At 47.2% G+C, this 21,500-nt stretch carries 18 protein-coding genes and 2 pseudogenes; 6 read left to right on the top strand and 14 right to left on the bottom strand.

The window, feature by feature from the left end; translation table 11 throughout:
- Positions 1 to 16: 16 nt before the first annotated feature.
- The gene (locus G8759_RS32205; protein ID WP_167217364.1) at positions 17 to 3,061 is read right to left on the bottom strand and encodes a caspase family protein; all 3,045 of its coding nucleotides are present in this window, start codon (positions 3,059 to 3,061) and stop codon (positions 17 to 19) included.
- 671 nt (positions 3,062 to 3,732) lie between these two features.
- Between G8759_RS32205 and G8759_RS32200 the strand changes: the two genes are divergently transcribed.
- Positions 3,733 to 4,311, top strand: a complete 579-nt coding sequence (locus G8759_RS32200) for a C40 family peptidase (RefSeq protein WP_167217362.1) — start codon at positions 3,733 to 3,735, stop codon at positions 4,309 to 4,311.
- Positions 4,312 to 4,336: 25 nt separating this feature from the next.
- Here the strand turns inward: G8759_RS32200 and argB are convergent, their stop codons facing one another.
- The 3 genes from argB to G8759_RS32185 form a co-directional block, all read right to left on the bottom strand.
- Positions 4,337 to 5,125, bottom strand: a complete 789-nt coding sequence (gene argB / locus G8759_RS32195) for an acetylglutamate kinase (RefSeq protein ID WP_167217359.1) — start codon at positions 5,123 to 5,125, stop codon at positions 4,337 to 4,339.
- 77 nt (positions 5,126 to 5,202) lie between these two features.
- Entirely contained in the window at positions 5,203 to 6,177 is a 975-nt protein-coding gene (locus tag G8759_RS32190; RefSeq protein ID WP_167217357.1) for an N-acetylornithine carbamoyltransferase, read from the bottom strand.
- Positions 6,174 to 6,377, bottom strand: coding sequence for a DUF433 domain-containing protein (locus G8759_RS32185; protein WP_232074033.1), 204 nt, complete (start codon positions 6,375 to 6,377; stop codon positions 6,174 to 6,176). The genes G8759_RS32190 and G8759_RS32185 overlap by 4 nt, the downstream gene beginning before the upstream one ends.
- Positions 6,378 to 6,515: 138 nt before the next feature.
- Here G8759_RS32185 and G8759_RS32180 point away from each other — a divergent pair, with 138 nt between their 5' ends.
- Positions 6,516 to 6,785 (top strand): hypothetical protein, encoded by a 270-nt coding sequence (locus tag G8759_RS32180; RefSeq protein ID WP_167217355.1) that lies wholly within the window; start codon positions 6,516 to 6,518, stop codon positions 6,783 to 6,785.
- A 43-nt stretch (positions 6,786 to 6,828) separates the two neighbouring features.
- On the opposite strand, the gene G8759_RS32175 is transcribed toward G8759_RS32180, so the two are convergent.
- From G8759_RS32175 to G8759_RS32140, 8 genes and pseudogenes are all read right to left on the bottom strand, one after another.
- Positions 6,829 to 7,971, bottom strand: a complete 1,143-nt coding sequence (locus G8759_RS32175; RefSeq protein WP_167217353.1) for an aspartate aminotransferase family protein — start codon at positions 7,969 to 7,971, stop codon at positions 6,829 to 6,831.
- 166 nt (positions 7,972 to 8,137) lie between these two features.
- Complete coding sequence (locus G8759_RS32170; protein ID WP_167217351.1) at positions 8,138 to 8,857, bottom strand: alpha/beta fold hydrolase; 720 nt, start codon at positions 8,855 to 8,857, stop codon at positions 8,138 to 8,140.
- Positions 8,858 to 8,874: 17 nt separating this feature from the next.
- Positions 8,875 to 9,495: a hypothetical protein gene (locus G8759_RS32165; protein WP_167217349.1), complete on the bottom strand. Its 621-nt coding sequence runs from the start codon at positions 9,493 to 9,495 to the stop codon at positions 8,875 to 8,877.
- Positions 9,496 to 9,712: 217 nt separating this feature from the next.
- Entirely contained in the window at positions 9,713 to 10,333 is a 621-nt protein-coding gene (locus G8759_RS32160; protein ID WP_167217347.1) for a hypothetical protein, read from the bottom strand.
- A 200-nt stretch (positions 10,334 to 10,533) separates the two neighbouring features.
- Positions 10,534 to 11,151 (bottom strand): hypothetical protein, encoded by a 618-nt coding sequence (locus tag G8759_RS32155; RefSeq protein ID WP_167217345.1) that lies wholly within the window; start codon positions 11,149 to 11,151, stop codon positions 10,534 to 10,536.
- Positions 11,152 to 11,314: 163 nt separating this feature from the next.
- Positions 11,315 to 12,546, bottom strand: a pseudogene (gene clpX / locus G8759_RS32150) (ATP-dependent Clp protease ATP-binding subunit ClpX).
- Between the two features lie 212 nt (positions 12,547 to 12,758).
- Positions 12,759 to 13,547 carry a hypothetical protein gene (locus G8759_RS32145; RefSeq protein WP_167217343.1) on the bottom strand — a complete coding sequence of 263 codons (789 nt, stop codon included), beginning with the start codon at positions 13,545 to 13,547 and terminating at the stop codon, positions 12,759 to 12,761.
- Between the two features lie 201 nt (positions 13,548 to 13,748).
- Complete coding sequence (locus G8759_RS32140) at positions 13,749 to 14,426, bottom strand: ClpP family protease (RefSeq protein ID WP_162389928.1); 678 nt, start codon at positions 14,424 to 14,426, stop codon at positions 13,749 to 13,751.
- Positions 14,427 to 14,613: 187 nt separating this feature from the next.
- On the opposite strand from G8759_RS32140, the gene G8759_RS32135 reads away from it, so the two are divergent.
- On the top strand, positions 14,614 to 15,027 hold the full coding sequence (locus tag G8759_RS32135) for a helix-turn-helix domain-containing protein (protein WP_167217341.1): 414 nt from the start codon (positions 14,614 to 14,616) through the stop codon (positions 15,025 to 15,027).
- Positions 15,028 to 15,119: 92 nt separating this feature from the next.
- On the opposite strand, the gene G8759_RS32130 is transcribed toward G8759_RS32135, so the two are convergent.
- Positions 15,120 to 18,224 (bottom strand): efflux RND transporter permease subunit, encoded by a 3,105-nt coding sequence (locus tag G8759_RS32130; protein WP_162389930.1) that lies wholly within the window; start codon positions 18,222 to 18,224, stop codon positions 15,120 to 15,122.
- A 218-nt stretch (positions 18,225 to 18,442) separates the two neighbouring features.
- Here G8759_RS32130 and G8759_RS36520 point away from each other — a divergent pair.
- Positions 18,443 to 18,670, top strand: a pseudogene (locus G8759_RS36520) (LytTR family transcriptional regulator DNA-binding domain-containing protein); the annotation flags it as partial.
- 9 nt (positions 18,671 to 18,679) lie between these two features.
- Positions 18,680 to 19,288, top strand: a complete 609-nt coding sequence (locus G8759_RS32125; protein WP_232074032.1) for a response regulator — start codon at positions 18,680 to 18,682, stop codon at positions 19,286 to 19,288.
- A 51-nt stretch (positions 19,289 to 19,339) separates the two neighbouring features.
- Here G8759_RS32125 and G8759_RS32120 read toward each other — a convergent pair whose 3' ends face one another.
- Complete coding sequence (locus G8759_RS32120; protein WP_167217337.1) at positions 19,340 to 19,825, bottom strand: response regulator; 486 nt, start codon at positions 19,823 to 19,825, stop codon at positions 19,340 to 19,342.
- A 343-nt stretch (positions 19,826 to 20,168) separates the two neighbouring features.
- Here G8759_RS32120 and G8759_RS32115 point away from each other — a divergent pair, with 343 nt between their 5' ends.
- The gene (locus G8759_RS32115; protein ID WP_167217335.1) at positions 20,169 to 21,449 is read left to right on the top strand and encodes a sensor histidine kinase; all 1,281 of its coding nucleotides are present in this window, start codon (positions 20,169 to 20,171) and stop codon (positions 21,447 to 21,449) included.
- Positions 21,450 to 21,500 lie beyond the last annotated feature (51 nt).

Here is a 21,500-nt window from a genome sequence, read left to right as displayed (position 1 = left end):
AATCATCAAAATCCGGTCAGTGAACTGTTGTGATGGCTGGCTTTTGAATCGTGCGGATCTGTTTTACAAATTGATAGGCCAAATCCAGGAAGCCAGCATCATTCGGATGCGTCTCGTCGTGCCAGTAGGTTGGTTTGGCCACAATGTGACGCAGATCCAAATGTGTTACCATGTCATCGAATTTGTCGGCTGCGGTTTTGAGCCGTTCATTAAACTCATCGATTACCAGGTTCAACAAGGCCTGCTGTGCCTGTGGGCTGGAGATTCCCTTTCTGGTAAGTTCTGGGGCCAGCCAGTTCCGCTCTTCCGATACCGCGTTGACCGACCGGATATAATCATAGCCATGTGCAATGATATACACGTTGGATTTTTCTCGCCGGATGGCCTCGAACAGCGACTCATATTGAACCTGCATGACATCAAGAGTTTGAAAAAACTCGTCGGTCAGCCACTGGCGCGGATTTGTCTGCGGCAAATCGGTTATGTCAAGAATGAACCGATCAGGAAACTGATCCATGAGGTCATTCAACCCACCGCTAAACAATAAAAACTGAGCGTCAGATTCGTCAATAGCCAGCAAAACGTCGTTTGGATCAATGGTTTGGAGTGTGTTATCCGTCGAAGCAAGACTATACACCAGATACCCATTGCTTAAACAGTCGACAATATCGCGAATCAGAAATGGATACTGAAACCACGAATCGCCACTAGCGACGACCCTTGCCCGATTTGGGTAAACCGTTCGGTTTTCTTGAAACTGCCGATTACGAATGGATTGTGATACTCGGCTGGCCAACGCCAATGAGATATCTTCACCCATGCCTTTCTGGACATCCTGTTGGCTGATCCAGTATTGCTGAAGTTGAGGTTTAACCTGTAGTGTAGGTGATTGATTGGTGCTGGTCGTAAAATATAAACCCAGCGCACAATCGGCCAGCGCATCATCGGCAACTATATCTGGTTGCGGACTGATCATCGCATGGAGATCATACTTGCTAATTTTGTTGTACGCGGGGTTTTCCCAGCGCAGGTTGATCGATTGTGTCCACCAGGTAGGTAGCGGAACTGCCGTCGATGGGCGTGATGCAGCTATGGCCTTCGTTCCTCCATCCATTCGGTCGGCAAGAGTAGGCGGTGGAGGAAGTTCATCAAATTGCAGAAAATTCAGGGTAGACTCACTCAACACGCCCGACGCATTCGCTGATTTGGTGGTAAAAATGAACAGTAAACGCTCGTCTACTGCGGGCCAATTATAGTCGTGTACAACGTTTTCTCCTGCCGAGGATATCGGAATCGAAATTCGTGTTGAATTATCAGCCCCTTCATAGGCATTCTGACCGACAATAACCATTTGATTTGGTACCAGTTCCGTGTTTGTGTCCAGAAATTGGAGCCACGACCCAATGCCGTGTGTCAGGTAAACCACAGTGCAATACAATAACTGGTTTGTGGTGTTAGTAACTCGAATAACAACCTCATTTGTATGCGTTTCATTTCGTTCGATTAGCGTGATAGGCACAGTAGAACCATTTTTGGCAACAGAGGAACTACCTTCCGGCACAATCTCGATTTTAATCCCTGGCCCAGTGGCTACCGGATTTTTTAAGGTTTTCAGATACGTCCAGCGGGAGAACTGACGAATATAATTTCCAAGTTTTTGATTGACATTTTTATCAGTAAACATGACCGGACTGACCAATGGCCGAAATTCATTGTCGGGCTGGTCTTCGGTGTTGGGAAGGGTTAAAAAATACCAGCCATTACGGGCATAAAGTGCATAATCAGCCGCCGATTCGTCTGCTTCGGGCACATAGCAATTGCCCGCTTCAGCCATTAGATTGGCGATCATTTTTGCCTGCTCGGCCGGAGAACCATTTCGACTGGAAAAGAAAATTCGCAGGGGTTTGCTCATCAACCCAGGCACATCGACGCGATAGACTATCGCTGGATCGGGCTGAACTGATACCGCTGAATCAATAGACAAGCGTGCATAATCTAACCCTATTTCCGAGACAGGTGTAGTTAGTAACGGTTGGCCTATAGACGTTAGGAGCTTAACTTCCTGACCAGGTTGTAGCCCATGTAAAGCCCCGACGTTCAGATACCACCCACCTTGAGTTCCATTTTTACTTTGGCTAAACTGCGCCTGAACGGCGGGCAATTCAGTATTAACAGAACGGTTCAGAAAGGGGCTTCGCTTCAGTTTTTCGGGAATGCTGCCTGATGCGAATAGTTGGGGACGCTGGTCATACCCAAAACGCATGTACTGACGTGCGTGATCAACCAGAGATTCGTACGAAACGGCCCCACTATTAGCCTGTAATACAGACAACAGATTTTTAGTGAACACGCCTTCATTTTCTACCTCTAATGCCTTTTCGTCGGCTGCACAGGCCGACATTTGTATATGTATTGGCTCTGGAAGCCATTCCGGCAGTGGCTGAGAACGAGCCTGCTCTTCAGAAATTTGACTGCTGAAAAGAAAAGCAGTCCAGGGACGGAGCGGAAAAATATCCTGAATACTGCGTTGGCGCGTGTCCTGTGCGTCCAGGTCGAGAAGGCTTCTTGTGTTATCGCCAGAATGACAACAATCAAATATGGAAACGGTATGCACTTTCCCTTCCTGTGCGACTTCTTGAAGCAGGTATCGTAGTTCCTTGTCGGCCAGCAAAAAGTCCCAGCTGTTGGTTGTGTCGCCATTATAACAGGCAATACACTCTAAAACACCACTCGATTCATCAGACCAGATGGTCGTATCGACTCGTTCGCTGGTGCCATGACCCGAAAAATAAAATAGAACTGTATCTCCTGATTTTGCCTGGCCCAGGTGTTCGCGGAAAGCGGTAATTAGTGCGGTTTTTGTCGCTTCACTATCTGTTAATATCTTGATGTGCGTATCTATATCGGTAAGCGTTTTTAGAAAATCAGCTACCTTTTTGACATCATTGACAGGTCCCTGAAGTGGAGAAGTGGTATAAGTATTAATACCCACTAATAAGGCATAGGTAACGGTTTTAAAATGAGGGTCTAATTCCTCAGGAGGAGTGGATAGCGGATTCATGAGTGAGTCTAAGGTTAGAGGATAGGAATAACATATTAACTAACTGATAATCTAATTGATAAAGGAAAGATAGACTAAAAAAATGAGATGCAACCTTCTTTACGATGCCTTGTCCCAAATCCGAACATTTTTGGCCAGATTACGATATAATCTGGTAAATTCGAGCTTCTGAGCTTTTATGAAATTAGTTATAAACTGAAGTGAAGGCTAAAGTTATGTGCCTAACCGTCGCGTGCATTTAGGTGATGTTTTATTAATTGAAAAGCGCGGGCACCCGATCCTAGACCACTATTTTATTCCTCTACCTAAAAAAACAACCGGTTTGGCGTGACAATACGGAATGGGGTGGCTTTCGGCGAAACGGATAGCCTATTGCTAACTACTTTTTGAGTGTTTCACCATGTTAAGCCCATACTGCTAGGCATTAACAAGGTGAAACACTTTTTTTAGCGCTTTTCCGTGTTGATAGGTTACTTGTTTCAGGGTTGATGGTATTAAATTTTTGTTTCGTATGTAACTTTTGATGTACTTACTTCATTGGAAACCAGTATCATATAAAAATCAGTAAAATTATTTTACATTAAAAGTGTAGAAAATACTCCTCATTTATTTGGCAATAATTCCACAATACCCTACTTTTATACAACCTAACTTGGATTTGACCTATTTCTATGACGAAAAAAATGCTCCTGACGGCGCTTATTGCCGTCTCGTTTGGCATCGTTCAAGCCCAGACCGTACCTACCGTAACACAAGACATTTCTACCGTAACAGACAGTAAACCCGCCGTAACCCAAGATTTATCCACCGTAACTTCTAGTGAAAAGTCGTTTTATGAGCAAATTCCGCTCGTAGGTAATCTGATCGGCTTTGCCAAAGAACATCTCTCGATTCGCTACCGCTCGGGAGGATCCAGCAAACGCGGTTTCGACTGCTCTGGTTTTACCCGGTTCTGCTTCCGCCAATTCGGTATTTCTCTTCCCCATTCCAGTGCCGCCCAGGGTAATGTAGGCCAGGCAGTTGATCAAGCCGATGCAAAACCCGGCGACCTGATTCTTTTCAAAGGACATAGCTCTGGCGGAAGCCACATTGGGCACGTAGGCCTGATTACCGAAGTTGTCGGCGACCGTATCAAATTTATCCACTCCGCCTGGAACGGGGGCGTCCGCTACGATTATCTGCACGCTTCTTATTATCAGCGTCGGTTCGTAGGTGTTCGGCGCGTACTTAATCTACTGACAAGTAAGTAATGATTGGGCTGTTACCCAATCACTGTTAATCACCCAGTCTCAACGTTGTTCCGGCACCTTGTTGAAGAGCTGCTGCTACATCGTCGGCATGGCAGATAATCACTTTCGATACGCCGTTACCCAGTGCTTTAAAGGCATTATCCAACTTCGGGATCATACCTTTGTTGATCGATCCAGCAGCTTTGTGCTCAGCATAGAGCGAGGGAGTTAGTTCGCCAATAACGCTATTGTCGTCGGTTGGGTCAGCCAGAACCCCTTTTTTCTCAAAACAATAAACCAGAGTAACGCCATTGTGCCTGACCATGTCTACGGCTATGGCAGAAGCCATGGTATCGGCGTTGGTGTTCAATAAATCACCTGTTTCACTATACGTGATCGGGGCAAACACCGGGGTTAAATTCTGACGTAGAAAAAACTGAATCTGTCCCGAATTCACTTCGTCAATGTCGCCGACCATCCCATAATCAATATCCCTGACCGGGCGTTTTTTTGCCAGAACCGTACCGCCATCGGCACCGGTCAGGCCAATCGCATTGATGTCAAGAGCCTGTAATTTCGCAACAATCTGCTTGTTGACAAGGCCGCCGTAAACCATCGTGACTACATCGAGCATGGGCTGGTCGGTGATCCGTCGCCCTTCAACCATGGTCGTTTGGATGCCTAGTTTGTCGGCTACCTGCGTCGCAATTTTTCCTCCGCCATGAATAAGCACTTTCATCCCCGCAACGGAGGCAAAGGCGGTTAGGAAACGTTTTAGAGCGGCTGGATCATCAATCACATTCCCGCCAATTTTGATAACCGTGAGGGTGTTCATAAACACAAGAACGTTGGCTGGTGTTTGGCAATAGACTCCCGTCTTAGAAAGTCTAATGTTCAGTATCCAACGTCTATTTATATACTTTTTAAAATTTCTTTCAGGACTGCCTGTGCTGACCATTCGCGGTTAGCTGCCTGCTCAATGACGAGTGAATGAGGACTATCCAGCACTTCATCCGACACTTTCAGGTTACGCCGAACGGGGAGGCAGTGCATAAACTTACCGTTATTCGTCCGGCGGATATCGTCCATCGTCACTGCCCAGGAGGGGTCCTGGGTGAGAACCTGCCCATAATGCGTATATGACGACCAGTTTTTGCCGTAAATAAAATCGGCACCATCAAAGGCTTCATCCTGATTATGCATGATGCGGGCGTTGCCAACAAATTCAGGAGCGAGTTCGTAGCCTTGGGGATGTGTTACCACAAAATCTACGTTCCCTGATTTGGCACGGGCATTCATCCACTCACAGAACGAATTTGCGACAGCCTGTGGCAGTGGCTTGAAGTGAGGTAACCAGGTCAACACCACTTTCGGCCGGGCCGGAATCACACTCGAATTGGCTTTCGCTTCTTCAATGGTAATGCAATCGGCCAATGATTGTAACGGGTGGCGTGTCGCTGATTCCAGATTGACAATCGGGACATTGGCGTAGCGTGCAAACTGGTGCATGACCTGCTCTTTGTAATCCTTTTCGCGGTCTTTCAGCTCAGCAAAAGCCCGAATACCGATCATGTCACAGTAACGACCGATTACAGCAGCAGCCTCACGTACATGCTCGGCTTTATCGCCATTCATCAACACGCCTTCTTCCATTTCCAAACCCCAGCTGTCCTGCCCGACATTCATGATCATGACGTTCATGCCAAGATTCTGAGCTGCTTTCTGGGTACTTAGGCGCGTGCGGAGGCTGGAGTTAAAGAAAATAAGGCCAATGGTTTTGTTTTTCCCCAGGTGTTGATCAGCAAACGGGTTGGCTTTGGCATCGCGGCCAGATTGTATCAGTGCGTCGAGGTCCGCGACATCGGCGAGGGACAGAAAATTAGTCATTTATGTGTTACTGTAAAGGCAAAAACACCTTGCAAAGCTTCTTTTGAAAGGCGCGGATAATTGTCTAACAAATCCTGCTCCGTCCAGCCGTCAGCTAGGCGTTCTAGCAGAAATTCAACGGATAAGCGCGTTCCTTTTATGACAGGTTTTCCCAACAATACTTTTTTGTCCGAATAAATATACTCCTGCCAGTTTATCATGAATGTAAATTAAGCAAAGGTAAAGCTTCGATTTTTTATAGGACTGTCATAACTAAAACAAGTTATCGATTAGTATACATTTAATGTCGTTTATAGGTTTGCTGAGGTTTAAAAATGGACCTAAAAACTAAATGTGATATGAACCGAATTATTAGAATTAGGAATTGCATGGCTGACCGATTTTCTGATAACCATGCACGCAATTTCAATGATTTTTGTGATTTTCTTGATAAACTGTTAATTGCTGATGTGGATAATAAAGATCGACTTGAAGAGCCTTTTTATACCTGCCCAATAACCATTAATGGTTATTGGGTTGATGCTTATGCAAAAAATAAATTAGCAGTCTTCACCTGTTTACTATCAGATCTAGATGTTCTATCTACCAAAGAAACACTGGATATGTAAATGAGTGTTGTCGGGATCTCAAACCCGACAACACTCATTTACGTTAAGCCGCTGTTTGCTCTGTTTTTAAACACTTTTCCAGCGCTTCCAGGAAAATATCAGCTTCGTCTGTACCAATAGCCAGCGAAGGCAACAACCGGATTATCGTTTTACCCGCTACACCCGTAAATTGCTTATGCTCAAATAATAAGTTTTTACGCAGCGACTCAACCGGGAAGTCATACTCGATCCCGATCATCAACCCTCGACCACGCAATTCTTTATAACCACCAATCTGCCGAATACCGTTCATGAAGTAATCGCCCATACGAACGGCATTTTCGATCAGGCCTTCCTCTTTCATGATGTCCAGTACGGCTATTGCTGCTGTGCAGGCCAGATGGTTCCCACCAAAGGTAGTGCCAAGCAAACCGAAGCTGGCTTTGAATTTGGGAGATATCAGGATGCCACCAATTGGAAATCCATTGCCCATGCCCTTCGCCATCGAAATGATATCGGCCTGAATACCACTAAACTGGTGCGAAAAGAACTTCCCTGAGCGACCGTAACCACACTGAACGCCGTCCAGAATTAAGACTGTACCGGTTTCATCACACCGTTTACGGAGGGTTTGCAGAAAGTCATCACTGGCGACATGTATTCCGCCCACACCCTGTATGCCTTCAACAATGACGGCTGAAGTTTCGGTTGTGATCGCTTCCCGAGCTGCTTCGGCATCGTTGTAAGGCAGAAAAGTAACGTGCTTATTATAGTTGACAGGTGCGACAATGGATGGATTGTCGGTGGCGGCAACAGCGCCCGCCGTACGCCCGTGAAAGCCTTTCCTAAAGGCAATTACCTGTGTCCGGCCATTGTGAAACGACGCCAGTTTAAGGGCGTTTTCGTTCGCTTCTGCTCCGGAATTGCATAAAAACAGGGCATAATCAGGATGTTCCGAAAGGCTTCCCAGTTTATCCGCCAGTTCCTGTTGCTGAGGTATTCGGACAGAATTAGAATAAAACGAAATTTTATGTAGCTGATCGGTCAACGCCTGCACATAGCGTGGGTGCGTGTGGCCGACCGAAATTACGGCATGACCGCCATATAGATCGAGGTAACGGGTGCCATTTGTGTCCCATAAATAGCTTCCCTGCGCCCGAACGGGTTCAATGTCGTAGAGCGGGTAAACGTTAAAAAGTTCAGCCATTGCCAGACCGAATAGCCAATGTATCCGGCATTTACGATGATAATGATGACCAGGTTCTTGAAAACCAGTGCAAGTTTACGGAGAATCGGGGGGAAAACGGCGTTTAAACACAAAAAGGAAGCCAGTTGGCTTCCTCTTTGTTGCTCTGGTATCGTCAAATGACTGCTTAGAGCTGCTTCACAAAGTCGCGGAGTATTTTCTGCGATGCTTCGGGTTGTTCGACCATACTCAGATGGCCTGCGTTATCGATAAGTGCTACACGGATTCGATCCGATAATTCGGCCAGTTTCTTTGTTTTCTCAAGGGGTATGAGCTGATCCTCTTTCCCTAAAACCAGCAGGATCGGAAATGGGGCATCCCGTAAAATGGTTGTCCGATCAGGGCGTCCCGCAATGGCTTCCATACCCGCAATGAGCGCATCGGTAGGCAAATCTCGGTAGTGATCGATCAGATCCTTTACTTTTTCCGCAGGATAACCGGGTGCAACCATTTTCGGGAGTTGCTTTTCAATGAATTGTGCCCCGCCCTGAGTCCGCATCGTTTCAATGAGCTGGCGACGCTGTGCTTTACGATCTTCGTCGTCGGCGTAGGCCGTCGAGTGATACAGGACCAGACCACGCACCTGGGCCGGGTAACGTTCGGCAAAAGCCAGCGCTATGTAACCACCCATCGAATGGCCAATCAGAACTACGTCGTTGATGGAAGCAGCCTGAAGCCGGGCGTTCAGCTCTTCCGCATAAGCTTCAATGGTTGTATGTGAAGTCAGGCGGGCAACGTCAGGTTTTAGAATAGGGTAATCCAGGGCCAAATCAGCGTAGATGCTATCCCAGATGGATGCATCGACACCGTGACCGTGGATCAGGACCACCGAAAATGGAGTCTGCATGCTATGGTTGACTAAGCTTATTGTTTCAAAAGTTCCAACAGAATCAGCACCAGGCCAACCACTAAAGCAATGGCGCCAATGACCGCACCAAAGCCGTTGCCAATAAGAAGCAATAACAAACCGGCTGCGGCAACGATCAGGCCAATGGTTAGCATTGACGTAGCCATAGGCTGCTTAGGTGATAGTTTATGCTGAATTTTTTTATTGATCTTTTTGGCGGCTATCCGTTCAAGCAGCGTCATTTTTTTAGACGCAACAGTCGAGGTTGAAGCCAGCGACATTTTCGCGGATGGCGAGCTAAGCATTGATTTAACCCGTTCGATACGGCTCGTCAATTTCTTGTTGGAGGCTAGTTTATTATCATTGCGAACGTATGCTTCGATCTGATTAACGGCCTGTTTGGCCTGAGCAACCTGTTCGGTGGGGGAGGCTACTGGAATCGTTACGTCGCTGGTAATTGAAGAGGGTGCAGGTGATGGAGTAACTTCGGAGGGTGTAGGAACGGCTGCTGGTTCAACCGTTGATGTGTGATAGCTCTCGACCGGGCCACGTTGAAAATAGGCTATCGGGCGGCTGCACGACGAGAGAATGGCTGTTCCAATCAGAGCAAAATAAAGGTGTTTGAGACTTGTTTTCATAGAGCAGTTTTCGTTTAACGTGTAATCACTGATTCTCATTCCCAACAACCACGCGTCGGTAACTTTGTTAACCAGTAGGTATAAGAAATTGCTGGAATACACTTAAAAATTGCCACAAATCGTGTGGGCGGTGGTAGGAAGGCATACAAAAAAGTCGGCGTGACTTATCCTGATCGATAGTCACGCCGACTTTAAGTAATAGTTTAAGCACTTGGTTCTAGCTTTCCAGAACGCCCAATAGAATCAGAACGATACCGACAACGAGCAGAACGAGCCCAATTACGCCAATAACACCACCGAAAATGAGCGATAGAATAAGACCGATAGCACCGATAATAATACCATTTTTGGTATTTCGGTTAAGCGCTTTGGTCTCTTCAGGTGCTACATGGTTTTTAATTTTCTTATCCAGTTTCTTAAGCATCACACGCTCCATCAGGCTCATTTTCTTCGCTGATGTAGCCTTTGTTGATACGTCGGCCCTGTCGGTTGCAGTCGCGAGTAACTCGTTAACTTTTGCCATCCGCGTCGTCAGTTTCTTGTTAGACGCCAGTTTGCTATCGTTGCGAACATAGGCCTCAATCTGACTCATTGCCTGCTTTGCCTGGGCAACCTGTGCTGTTTGAGCGGGTGTTGCTTCAGCGACAGGAGCCGCTTCAGTTGCAGTTGGCTCAGCTGTTGGTACTACGGTCGGGGCGACAGCTGCAACAGTTTCGGTTTTAGGCGACGTGAAATGTTCGCGCTGACTTGGCTGGAAGTAAGCTACCGGACGGCTGCATGAAGAAAGGATAGATGCTCCCAACAGGGCTGCGAAAAGATGTTTGGAAATTGTGCTCATAGAAGACATTTTTTTTAGTGGGACCATAAAATTATCAAACACAACAACTGGAACTCCATCGGTTTGTTGCGTAATTGTCACGTATTCGCCTGAAAAAAGTTGGAATCCGAGTGAGCGAACCGGAAAATCGCAATAAAAACCCGTTCAGCCAGTGTGTGAGAAGGCTGAACGGGATACGTAATCCTGGTCAGAAAATTTCGCTACAGCAATCCAACCAGTAAAATGACAGCACCTGCCAGGAGAACAATAACACCGACGGTTGCGCCGGTACCAGTCGTTAGCAGGAGTAACAATAGACCAATAATAACCAGAACGGCACCTGTTGCCAGAATACCGGTATTCGCCATTGTTTTGTTGGGGTTATTCGGAGCAAGTTGTTTGCTGATTTTTTTATTCATCTGCTTCAGCACGAGCCGTTCCATCAGGCTTGCTTTCTTAGGAGCAGTAGTTGCCGAAGGGGCTAGTGTTGATTTTGCCGAAGTGGCGGCTACTAACGACCGAATGCGGTTCAGGCGTTTCTGGACGGTTTTGTCGGCAGCTAATTTGCTGTCGTTACGAACCAGAGCATCCATTTGGTTTAGCGCTTCGTTCACCTGGGTAGCCTGGGCAACCGGGCTTGACGCGGTTTCGGGCGTAGCGGTAGTCGCACCCAGAGCTACGGGAGCGGATTCAGTTGTAACTACAGGTGTGGGAGTTGGTGTGGTTACCGCAAAGTGTTCGCGTGGGCTTTTCTGAAAATAGGCGACCGGACGGTTGCAGGCAGTGAACAGGGTGGTCAACAGGAGACCTACCAACAGGCGTTGAGTATTGATTTTCATTGTGTTAAATTGATTGGCTTACGTGTAACGAATAGACATATCAAGGGGTAAACCGACTGCCTGTACATTTGTTGAGAACCATCGATAAAATCCGATTTAATGGAAAAAACAAGCCCCGATTTCCAGACGAAATCGGGGCTTGTTTTTTAATGAGTTCTTTTCGTCAGGCTACCGAACGCAACTGATACGTGCTCGATTTGCCAAATTTCTCCTGAGCGTATTCCAGACTTACGGTTAGCTCTTTAACGCCTGTTTGTGAGGGCATCTCGAACATCGCATCCGTAATGATTGATTCGCAAATAGACCGTAAGCCACGCGCTCCGAGCCCATATTGCAAAGCCTGATCCACAATATAGTTCAGGGCGCTGGGGTCCCAGTGCAGGGTTATTCCCTCCATCTGGAAAAGCTTGTTATACTGCTTGGTAATCGCATTTTTCGGCTCCGTCAGAATTTGCATCAGTGCATCGCGGTCGAGCGGTTCGAGATGGGCTAGAACAGGCAGTCGGCCGATAAGTTCCGGAATCAAACCGAATGATTTCAGATCAAGAGCAGAGATATACCGCATCAGGTGACCTTTTTCGAAGGTATCATTCAGGCGACGATCGCCCGAGAAACCAATAGGACGAGTATTGATCCGTTTGGCAATATGACGATCGATGCCATCAAAAGCTCCTCCGCATATAAAGAGAATATTTTCCGTATTGAGGGCAATGAGCCGCTGGTCGGGGTGTTTACGGCCGCCCTGGGGGGGACGTTAACGACAGAACCTTCCAGCAACTTTAACAGGGCCTGCTGAACCCCTTCTCCGCTTACATCGCGCGTAATGCTTGGATTATCGGACTTACGGGCGATTTTATCAATCTCATCGATGTAAACGATTCCGCGTTCTGCTGTCTCAACGTTGTAATCGGCCGCCTGTAGCAGCCGAGTCAGAATAGTTTCAACGTCTTCGCCTACATAACCGGCTTCAGTAATGACGGTTGCGTCGGCAATGCAGAAAGGTACTTCAAGGATTTTAGCGATTGATCGAGCCAGGTAAGTTTTTCCCGTACCCGTTTCGCCTACCATGATGATGTTTGATTTTTCGATCGTAACATCATCGTTGGTTTTGGGCTGCATCAACCGTTTGTAGTGATTATAGACCGCTACGGTAATGGCTTTTTTTGCATCATCCTGACCAATAACATACTGATCGAGGTGGCGCTTCATCTCAACGGGTTTGATGAGGTTGATATTTACCTCTGTCGGTTCGCTCCGTTTCGGGCGCATCTCTTCCAGAACTACCTGGTGTCCCTGCTCAATGCAGTAGTTACAGATGTGTGCGTCGATGCCCGATAGCAGCAACAGTACCTCGTTTTTGCGCCGTCCGCAGAACGAGCAACTGATTTGTGGCATGTAAGGTTGCAGTGTATTTGACGTAGTTATGCGAATAAATGGCTACCTGGGCAGGCTATTGACTGGTTTTGTTAACAGTTTGTCCCGGCGCTTTTTAAACTAAGTTCAGCAGAAAAAATGACCCATGCTAATTTGGGCCCTCCGTAATTAACAAAATTACCATTTGGTATTGAAAAGGCCAAATAAGCCGTCGGGTTACAGTAGTGCCTTGCTTATTTCGAAAGGTATTGCTCGTATTCGTAGGTGGCTATATTACCCTGGTATTGCCCTGATCCTATTGTTTTTATGAGATAACCCTGTTCGTTGTAAGTAGGTGTGAGATCGCTGATCAGATTGTTTTTATTATACGGATCAATAGTGGGAATGAGCTTTACAATCCCTTTGTAAGCATTTGGCTTATCATCATACAGGTAACTGTAGTCTACGGTTTGCGTGTGAGTCGAATACCGGACTTTAACTGCATTTCCGCCTGAATACACATAATTATACTCATCCTGATAAGGGCTATTCAGGTTGACATGGCTTATTTTGGTAGGTATATTATCAGCTCCATAGGTGAGACTATATTCATCTTGTGGAATAAACAGGGTAAAGGCTTCTGTAATTAAGGAAAGTTTGACCGTTTCGGCGTTCCCGTTTGCATTGTAACCGTAAACAGCCCGAAATCCAATTATTCTATTAACTCCGTCGACGTAGCTACTGGGTAGAATCTGATCAATATGATCAATTCGGTCGGCTGTGTTGTAGGAAAGGGTTGTTTTGCGAATAAGCTTTGGATCGACCCCATGAGATTCGTAATTGGTCAGACGCCCGGTCGCGTCATACGTAAAGACCGTTGTATCGACGTTGACAGTACGTCCGGCAATGGCGTATGAAGTTGTTTTATGGAGCCGATAGTGCGGTGTTGGGCCAGGCTCATCGGTTTTCGGAGCCGAACAGCCAGTCAGTTTCAGAAGAACCGCTATATAGCTCAGCCGAATCAATATAGAACCGATTCTCATACGGGGTATTGGTTGAAGGCAGGCACTATCAGGTCATGAAACGCTATAGTGTAGGGAAAACGTTTCTTTAGGGCAAAATGTTTAGCGAACGGTTGGTTAGTAAAAGATCCTTAACGCAAATAAGCGCAGACCGCCTGGAAGCAATCTGCGCTTATTTAGGTTAATCAACTGATCAAAACAGGCCTGTTTTGAGAAATCAGCTTACGCTTTTTCCCGGCGAAGGACTTCGTCGATCAGGCCATATTCTTTGGCTTCTTCAGCTCTGAACCACTTGTCTCGGTCGGAAGCCTGTTCGATTTCTTCGTAAGTACGACCGGAATGACTGGCTAAAATGCGGTATAGATCTTTTTCTAATTCAAGCATTTCTTTCATGGTCACCTGCATATCCTTCGAGGTTCCCTGCGCACCACCCGATGGCTGGTGAATCATGACACGGGCGTGGGGTAGAGCCGACCGTTTTCCGGCAGCACCGCCAGCGAGCAACACAGCACCCATCGATGCTGCCAGACTCGTGCAGACAGTTGCAACGTCGGGCCGAACATATTGCATTGTATCATAAATACCCAGACCGGCATATACCGAGCCGCCAGGGCTATTCAAATACATCAGGATGTCTTTTTTTGGATCAGCCGACTCCAGAAACAGCAACTGCGCCACAATGATGTTGGCAATGTTGTCATCTACGGGCAGGCCCATGAAAATAATACGGTCGGCCATGAGCCGGGAGAAGACGTCTACTTCACGGAAGTTCATCGGACGTTCTTCAATAACCGAGCGAGTCATGTTTTCGACAGTGTGGTTCATATAACCATCTACGGTCAGGCCATTGAGGCCCATGTGGTGTACCGCGAAATTGCGGAATTCTTTTTCTTGATTCATAATTGGGTTTACTCCTTTGGTTTGAGAACGAATAATGGGCGAATCAGGTTCGGGATTTATTGATACTGGACGTTGGGTGTTCCTAACACTAATATCCGGCCGATCCGAATTCTTTCCTTGCAAAATTGCGTTATCCTACCGAAAATTAGTGTCGGTTTGGGTTTAGAATTTATCGTAGTTACTTGATATGAAGACGTCCATCGAAGAAAAAATACGGCTGCAACGTCTCCAGCGGGGTTTATCGCAGGAAAATATGGCTGATTTGCTCAATCTGTCGACAACAGCTTATGGCGATATTGAGCGCGGTAAAACCGAACTGACGCTTTCGCGCCTGAACCAGATTGCCAGCGTACTGGCTCTATCGCCATTGGTATTGCTTTCCGATGAAGCTATTCCGGCGCAGGTCGTCGAGCAAAAAAATGAGCAGGATATTGCCCACGAACTGGAAACCCTGAACCTGATTGTTGAGAAGCAACAGGTTGAACTGGATAAGCTCCGTCTGGAAGCTGATTACTGGAAACGGAAATACGACGATCGTATCGCTTTCGAGCTGGCCCGAACGCTGGGTATTCAGCAGACTCGAGAGCGAATCGGATTTTAAGCTAGTTGCAATTTGTTCCATACAACTTAGTTAAACGAACGAGCGGTATACGTTTCTGAAATGGATACCGCTCGTTCGTTTAACTGGCTTCGTTATTCAGAGAGCGCTGCAAACTTATTCCGATAGAAGGCATAAAAAATTAACGGAAACACGAACAACGTCAGGAGTGTGGCTGTGATCAAACCGCCGATTACGACGATCGCAAGCGGTTTGGCCGTTTCGGAGCCGATACCGTGCGAAACAGCCGCCGGAATCAGACCAATACCGGCCATCATGGCCGTCATGACCACCGGGCGAATGCGTGAAACTACACCCAGGTGAATCGAATCGTTGAGCGACATTTTGTTATGCAGGTTTTTCTTGAAAACCGATATCAGAATAACGCCATTCTGAATACAAATACCGAACAGTGCAATGAAGCCGATACCGGCCGAGATGCTGAAGTTAACGTGCGTGATTAGTAGAGCTGCAATGCCGCCAATAATCGCGAAGGGTACGTTGAACAGCACCAGACCGGCATCTTTCACGTTGCCAAACAGCACAAACAAAATAAAGAAAATACCCAGCAGGCTGATCGGTACGACCTGTTCCAGGCGGAGGGTTGCCCGTTGCTGGTTCTCAAAATCGCCCGCCCATTTGATGGTGTAACCCGCTGGCAATTTCACGTTTGCCGTAACTTTTTGCTGGGCTTCGGCAACGGCACCGCCCATGTCGCGACCCCGAACCGAAAACTTCACGGCACCGTATCGTTGACTGGCTTCACGGAAGATCAGGACTGGCCCGGTTTGGGTATATACATGGGCAATTTCTTTAATCGGGATCATCGAGCCACTCTCTGTTGGCACCATAAGCTGACTGATCTGCTGCTCGTTTGACCGGAACGGGCGGTCGTATCGGATACGAAGGTCAAATTTCCGTTCCCCTTCGTATATCTCGGTGGCAGCTTTCCCACCAATGGCCATTTCGATTACGGCTTCAGCATCCGCTTTGTTAACGCCATAAACAGCCAGCTTCTGCTCGTCGAGTTCGATCCGCATCTCAGGCTGACCCGTCGTACGGATCAAGCCAAGGTCTTCAATACCATGCACGGTGGCCAGTTGCTTTTCAATTTGGCCCCCTTTCTCTTCCAGAATGCTCTGGTCGGGCCCGTAAATTTTAACGGCAATCGACCCTTTTACCCCCGATACCGCTTCTTCAACGTTATCCATGATGGGCTGCGAGAAATTGAAGTTCACACCAGGAAAGACACTCAGTCGTTCCTGCATTTTGTCGATGAGCTGTTCTTTCGTCAGACCGCTTTTCCAGTCATCCTGTGGATAGATATCCACCAGAAATTCAATGTTGTAGAAACCTGTCGGATCTGTACCATCGTTGGGACGGCCCGTTTGTGAAATGACGCCTTTTACTTCAGGAAAGTCTTCAAAAATATGGCGCATCTGAACCGTTTGTTTCACTGATTCGGGCAGCGAGATGCTCATGGGCATCGTAGCCCGGACGTAAATAGAGCCCTCGTTGAGTTCGGGCAGAAACTCCGTGCCAAGCAGCGTAAAACCAGATAAGCCGATGGCAACGATAATGGCCGTGACAAGCAGGCTCATTTTCTTGTGGGCGAAGGTGAATCCAAATGCTTTTGTCGAGTATTTGGTCACGAGGTTCACGAATGGATTGTGTTTTTCGCGAACGTTTTTGCGGAGCAATATACTCGCCAGTACCGGCACCAGTGTCAGTGTGAAAATGAGCGCCCCAAGCAGCGCGAAACCTAGTGTCCAGGCGAGTGGCGAGAACATTTTACCTTCAACTTTCTGGAAGGAAAAAATCGGGACAAGGCAGGTAATGATAATCAGTTTGGAGAAGAAAATCGCTTTTCCCATTTCAGTTCCTGTCTTGCGAATAACACCCAGTTTGGCCAGTTTATTGAACCTGGCCATGCCCCGTTCGTGAGCCAGTTCATCGAGTGTCACAAAAATACCTTCTACCATCACTACGGCACCATCGACAATAATACCAAAATCGATAGCACCCATGGAGAGCAGATTGGCAGACATTCCCTTCAGACGCAGACAAATAAAGGCAAACAGCAACGCCAGAGGAATGATGATCGACACTGTAACCGTAGTTCGCCAGTCGGCCATGAACAGAAACACGATAACCGTTACGAACACGATGCCTTCGATGAGATTATGCGTTACGGTATGGGTCGCAAAGTGAATCAGCGTTTCGCGGTTATAAAATGTGTTGATCTGCACATCGGACGGCAAAATGCTGGTATTGAGTTCATTGATTTTATCTTTTACCCGCTCAATGACCTCGCTGGGGTTTTCGCCCTTGCGCATTACCACAATACACTCAACTACATCGTCCTGTTTATCGCGCCCTGCCTGACCAAGTCGCGGTAAAGCCGCTTCAGAAACCTGGGCCACGTTGCGAACCATGATCGGTGTTCCGTTCGCATTTTTAATAATGACGTTCTGGATATCCTGCTGGTTTTTTAACAGTCCAATTCCCCGAACGACATAAGCCTCCGAATTTTTTTCGATCACATCACCGCCAACATTGACGTTGGAATTGGCTACGGCCTGGTATAATTGAAGGGGTGTAATGTTGTAGTCGCTTAACCGGCGCGGATCGACCGAGATCTCGTACGTTTTTACCTCGCCCCCAAAACTGACCACATCGGCTACGCCCGGTACGCTCTTCAACTGCCGTTCAATGACCCAGTCCTGCAAGGTTTTCAGTTCGCGGGCCGTGCGTGTAGGTGACTGCAACGTATACCGGAAAATCTCGCCGGTTGGGCCGTAGGGTGGCTGAACGTCGGGTTTGATTCCTTCCGGAAGTTCGACGCCGTTAAGTAGGTTATTCACCTGCTGGCGGGCAAATGCGTCATCGACGCCATCTTCAAAAAGTACCTTAACGACCGACAGGCCGAAAAGCGATGTCGATCGGATGTCTGTACGTTTCTGAACGGAGTTCAACCCAATTTCGATGGGGATCGTAACGAATTTCTCAATCTCTTCAGCCGAGCGGCCAGGCCACTGTGTGATGAGCGTAATCTGAGTATTTGTTACATCCGGAAAGGCTTCGATGGGCGTATTCTGGTAGCTAATAATCCCTGCAACAACGGCCAGCGCCGTCAGGAAAAATATGAAAAATTTGTTCTTCAGTGAGAACGACAGAATGCCTTTGATGAATTTATTCATGAATTGGCGGTGGACTAAATGACCCTGCGCAAAGGTGCCGTCAACAACTTAAATTGGTCTTAAGGCGCGGTTAAAAGAGTGTTAAATTGATAATTTCCAGAAAAAGTCCTAATGAGGCCGATCAGAAGTGTGCTTTTGAATGCGTACGCTGAGGATGGTTTAGCCCGAAGTCTCCGTTCCTGATAAACAAAAAAATACAAACACTGCTTTAGTATAGTATGAAGCAGAAGGAGATAGTGAGCAATTTGGCAGTAATTACTCATCTGACAGGCGCTAGTAATTACACGTGGGTCTACTTCAAGGACAGACCTCGGCTGTTGGTGTCGAAATCATTAACTTACTTTGAAAAGTTATTGCCGTCATGCATCAGAATTCATAAGACGGCGCTGATAAATCCAGCTTATATACAAGATATCACCCCACCCCTGCGTGCGAAAGCGCCGGGATCTATAACCATGCTGGGGGGGACTCTATTGCCGATTAGTCGACGTCGATGGCTGGAGGTAGCCAATGATCTGCACGCTTCCAATACGACTCACGATGAAACGGATTTAACGGAAGCCTTAGGGGATGAACCCGTTGAAAAGAACGATAAGAGTCGGTTTGGGCGAGCAAAACAGGGCATTGAGTTGCCTGAGCGATTCGTGTATGCGTTTATGCAGGATGAGCGAAAACGCCAGTTGCTGGCAGAAATTATCAACGAAAAGTGCCCCCATTATGCCATTCAGTTTTTCGAATCCAGTACTTCGCTAATTGGGCAATTGCCCCAGACTGTACCCGAGCGCTTACCTGCTCTGGTATTTCTGGAAGTTCGGACGGTTGGCTGGGCCTTATTGAATACGCTTGAATTTATTAAGACGGATAACCGCTTCCGGCACATTCCTACCGTTGTGTTTCTGCGGGAGCAGTCGGGCAATGACGTTGAAGTCTGTTACGCTGCCGGAGCCAATTCGGTTGTCTGTGAGACCAATTATGTTGCTTTTGCTGAAGCTACTGAGCGTATTTGCCGGTACTGGCTAACCTTTGCTGCGTTACCCGTTGATAAAGTAATGAGCAGTAAGTGACTGGTAAATACTAACGAATCTCAGATTCGCAGCAGGGGTCAGTATGGGTGCTTACATGATGATGCGATCGTTCGGCAGCGTAACGGTTTCCCACCAATAAATACGGAGAGTTTCAATATAGGATTGCCATTCGCCTATATCACTAGGCTTGGTAATGTAGGATGTACTACCGTAGAAATAGGATTCGGAAATGTCTTCCCGGTTATTGGAGTAGCTTAAAATGACAATGGGTAATTGTTTAAAGGCCGATGAACTGTGCTTAAGCTGTTTCAATAAACCCCAGCCTGCTTCACGATCGGGCAGATATAAATCAAGCAGGATCAGTTTTGGTAAATCATAGCCATTTAAAAAGCAATTATTCAGGTAGGCTATCGCTTCATCGGCGTTGGCTGCCCGAATTGCTTTAACCTCTGCCAATGACCGGCTCATTGCCAGCTGTATCAAATGCCAATGGTCGTCATTGTCTTCTACAACCAGCAGACTGGCGTGCTTAAAATTCTGGCTGCTTACTGACAAATTGTGACGATTCAGGCTCATTTGTTGCGTTGAGAAGGATAATTTAAGATTAGTATGGCAATATAAGGGGTAGAATCAAGAAAAAATAGCAATTGCGTTCGCTGACGGCTACCAGAGCGACTGGTTACGGGTGGCTGAATGCGTCACAGCTTTACCTGAGAAATAGAGTTGGCTACGCCAGCCAGGATTTTCGCTTAGAGCCGTGTGCTGGTGAAGCAATATAAGAATCGTGGAACGCCTTTCGAATAACTATGGCAACACAAAAACGACTTCACCAACATAACTATAAAACTCAATTACGCTATTACAGTTAATAGAATTGATAAAAACCACTATTCAACTTATACTAAAATTTGCTAATGCTATGACAAATGAGCCTTTATCAGCGGCTTCGTTGCAACCAGACTTAGCTACCTACTTATTTGCCCGGCGTGAGGCAATACTCAACGGATGGCGAACCCGCTGCGAACAGGATACAACCATACTGGCTACGTCTGGACTCTCCCGCGAAGAGTTTAATGATATGGTGCCGACCATGCTTAATATCCTGGGACAGCGACTGGTTGGACAACCGGCAGAACTGGACCCTATGCAAGTCGCTAACGAGCATGGGTTACATCGCTGGCATAAAGGATACACGTTACGGGAATTACTGAAAGAAATCGGACATCTGTTTCGGATTGTTTCGGATGAACTAAAAACGTATGCTGAACTTTATCCGGCCACGAATGTAAACGTGCTTACGCGGGCATATGGTGAAATTATCGGTATCAATGAAGAGACGCTCGAAGGAAGTGCTGCCCGCTACGATGATCTGGAAAGAACGGCTGCAGCTAGCCGCGCCGATGCACTCCAGGGAGCTCTTAATCAACTGAATGAACTCGCTCGTCAGCGATCGGACCTCTTACGAACATCCAGCCATGATCTTCGCAGTAGCGTAGGCATTGCGCAAGGTGCTGTCTTTATGCTCGATCTGGATAATCAAAGTCCCGAAGAGCGTAACCAGTTGATGGCGATGCTCAACCGAAACCTGACCAATCTGGAAACCATGCTGCAAAGCCTGATGAGTCTGGCTCGATTAGAAGCAGGGCAGGAGACCCCGGAAATCAGTGAGTTCGATGTAGCAGCTCTGTTGCACGAATTAGTGCAGGGTGCTCAGCCTTTGGCCATTCAGCAGGGTTTACCACTGCTGGCCGATGGCCCGGAACAGCTTGTGGTAAAAAGCGATCCGGGTAAGGTTCGACGCATTGTTCAAAATCTGTTATTAAATGCGCTCATGTACACCGAAAAGGGTGTTGTCTCTATTTCCTGGGTAGAAGAAAATGATCACCAATGGACAGTTGGCATTCAGGATACAGGGCCCGGACTGCCCGATAGTTCACTAAGTTCGATAGTCGGTACGCTGAAGCCTACTCAGGATAGCGCATCAGTGTTTGATAGTCGGGTTAAGCCAGAGCTTCCCGTGAGCGAGTCGCCAGGCCCTCCACGCCAACCGAACGCCATCAAATCGAAAGGAGAAGGTGTGGGATTGCATATTGTGAAACGCCTGTGTGAGTTGCTGGAGGCTAATCTTGATATCGAAACCAGTTCTGACAAAGGCACCCTGGTTCGGGTTCGTTTTCCCAGGCGATTTAAAAGTGAGTAAGCAGGTTCTCCGTTCTCAGTAGGCAATCCCACTGCCTACTGAGAACGATTT

The sequence above is a fragment of the Spirosoma aureum genome (assembly GCF_011604685.1).
GTDB lineage: Bacteria > Bacteroidota > Bacteroidia > Cytophagales > Spirosomataceae > Spirosoma > Spirosoma aureum.
This window is presented reverse-complemented; position numbering and strand designations above follow the sequence as displayed.

Bases quoted from the DNA above. Each gene is read 5' to 3' on its own strand.
- G8759_RS32205 (WP_167217364.1), bottom strand. From the start codon at position 3,061: ATGAATCCGCTATCCACTCCTCCTGAGGAATTAGACCCTCATTTTAAA.
- G8759_RS32200 (WP_167217362.1), top strand. From the start codon at position 3,733: ATGACGAAAAAAATGCTCCTGACGGCGCTTATTGCCGTCTCGTTTGGC.
- argB (WP_167217359.1), bottom strand. From the start codon at position 5,125: ATGAACACCCTCACGGTTATCAAAATTGGCGGGAATGTGATTGATGAT.
- G8759_RS32190 (WP_167217357.1), bottom strand. From the start codon at position 6,177: ATGACTAATTTTCTGTCCCTCGCCGATGTCGCGGACCTCGACGCACTG.
- G8759_RS32185 (WP_232074033.1), bottom strand. From the start codon at position 6,377: ATGATAAACTGGCAGGAGTATATTTATTCGGACAAAAAAGTATTGTTG.
- G8759_RS32180 (WP_167217355.1), top strand. From the start codon at position 6,516: ATGAACCGAATTATTAGAATTAGGAATTGCATGGCTGACCGATTTTCT.
- G8759_RS32175 (WP_167217353.1), bottom strand. From the start codon at position 7,971: ATGGCTGAACTTTTTAACGTTTACCCGCTCTACGACATTGAACCCGTT.
- G8759_RS32170 (WP_167217351.1), bottom strand. From the start codon at position 8,857: ATGCAGACTCCATTTTCGGTGGTCCTGATCCACGGTCACGGTGTCGAT.
- G8759_RS32165 (WP_167217349.1), bottom strand. From the start codon at position 9,495: ATGAAAACAAGTCTCAAACACCTTTATTTTGCTCTGATTGGAACAGCC.
- G8759_RS32160 (WP_167217347.1), bottom strand. From the start codon at position 10,333: ATGAGCACAATTTCCAAACATCTTTTCGCAGCCCTGTTGGGAGCATCT.
- G8759_RS32155 (WP_167217345.1), bottom strand. From the start codon at position 11,151: ATGAAAATCAATACTCAACGCCTGTTGGTAGGTCTCCTGTTGACCACC.
- G8759_RS32145 (WP_167217343.1), bottom strand. From the start codon at position 13,547: ATGAGAATCGGTTCTATATTGATTCGGCTGAGCTATATAGCGGTTCTT.
- G8759_RS32140 (WP_162389928.1), bottom strand. From the start codon at position 14,426: ATGAATCAAGAAAAAGAATTCCGCAATTTCGCGGTACACCACATGGGC.
- G8759_RS32135 (WP_167217341.1), top strand. From the start codon at position 14,614: ATGAAGACGTCCATCGAAGAAAAAATACGGCTGCAACGTCTCCAGCGG.
- G8759_RS32130 (WP_162389930.1), bottom strand. From the start codon at position 18,224: ATGAATAAATTCATCAAAGGCATTCTGTCGTTCTCACTGAAGAACAAA.
- G8759_RS32125 (WP_232074032.1), top strand. From the start codon at position 18,680: ATGCTGGGGGGGACTCTATTGCCGATTAGTCGACGTCGATGGCTGGAG.
- G8759_RS32120 (WP_167217337.1), bottom strand. From the start codon at position 19,825: ATGAGCCTGAATCGTCACAATTTGTCAGTAAGCAGCCAGAATTTTAAG.
- G8759_RS32115 (WP_167217335.1), top strand. From the start codon at position 20,169: ATGACAAATGAGCCTTTATCAGCGGCTTCGTTGCAACCAGACTTAGCT.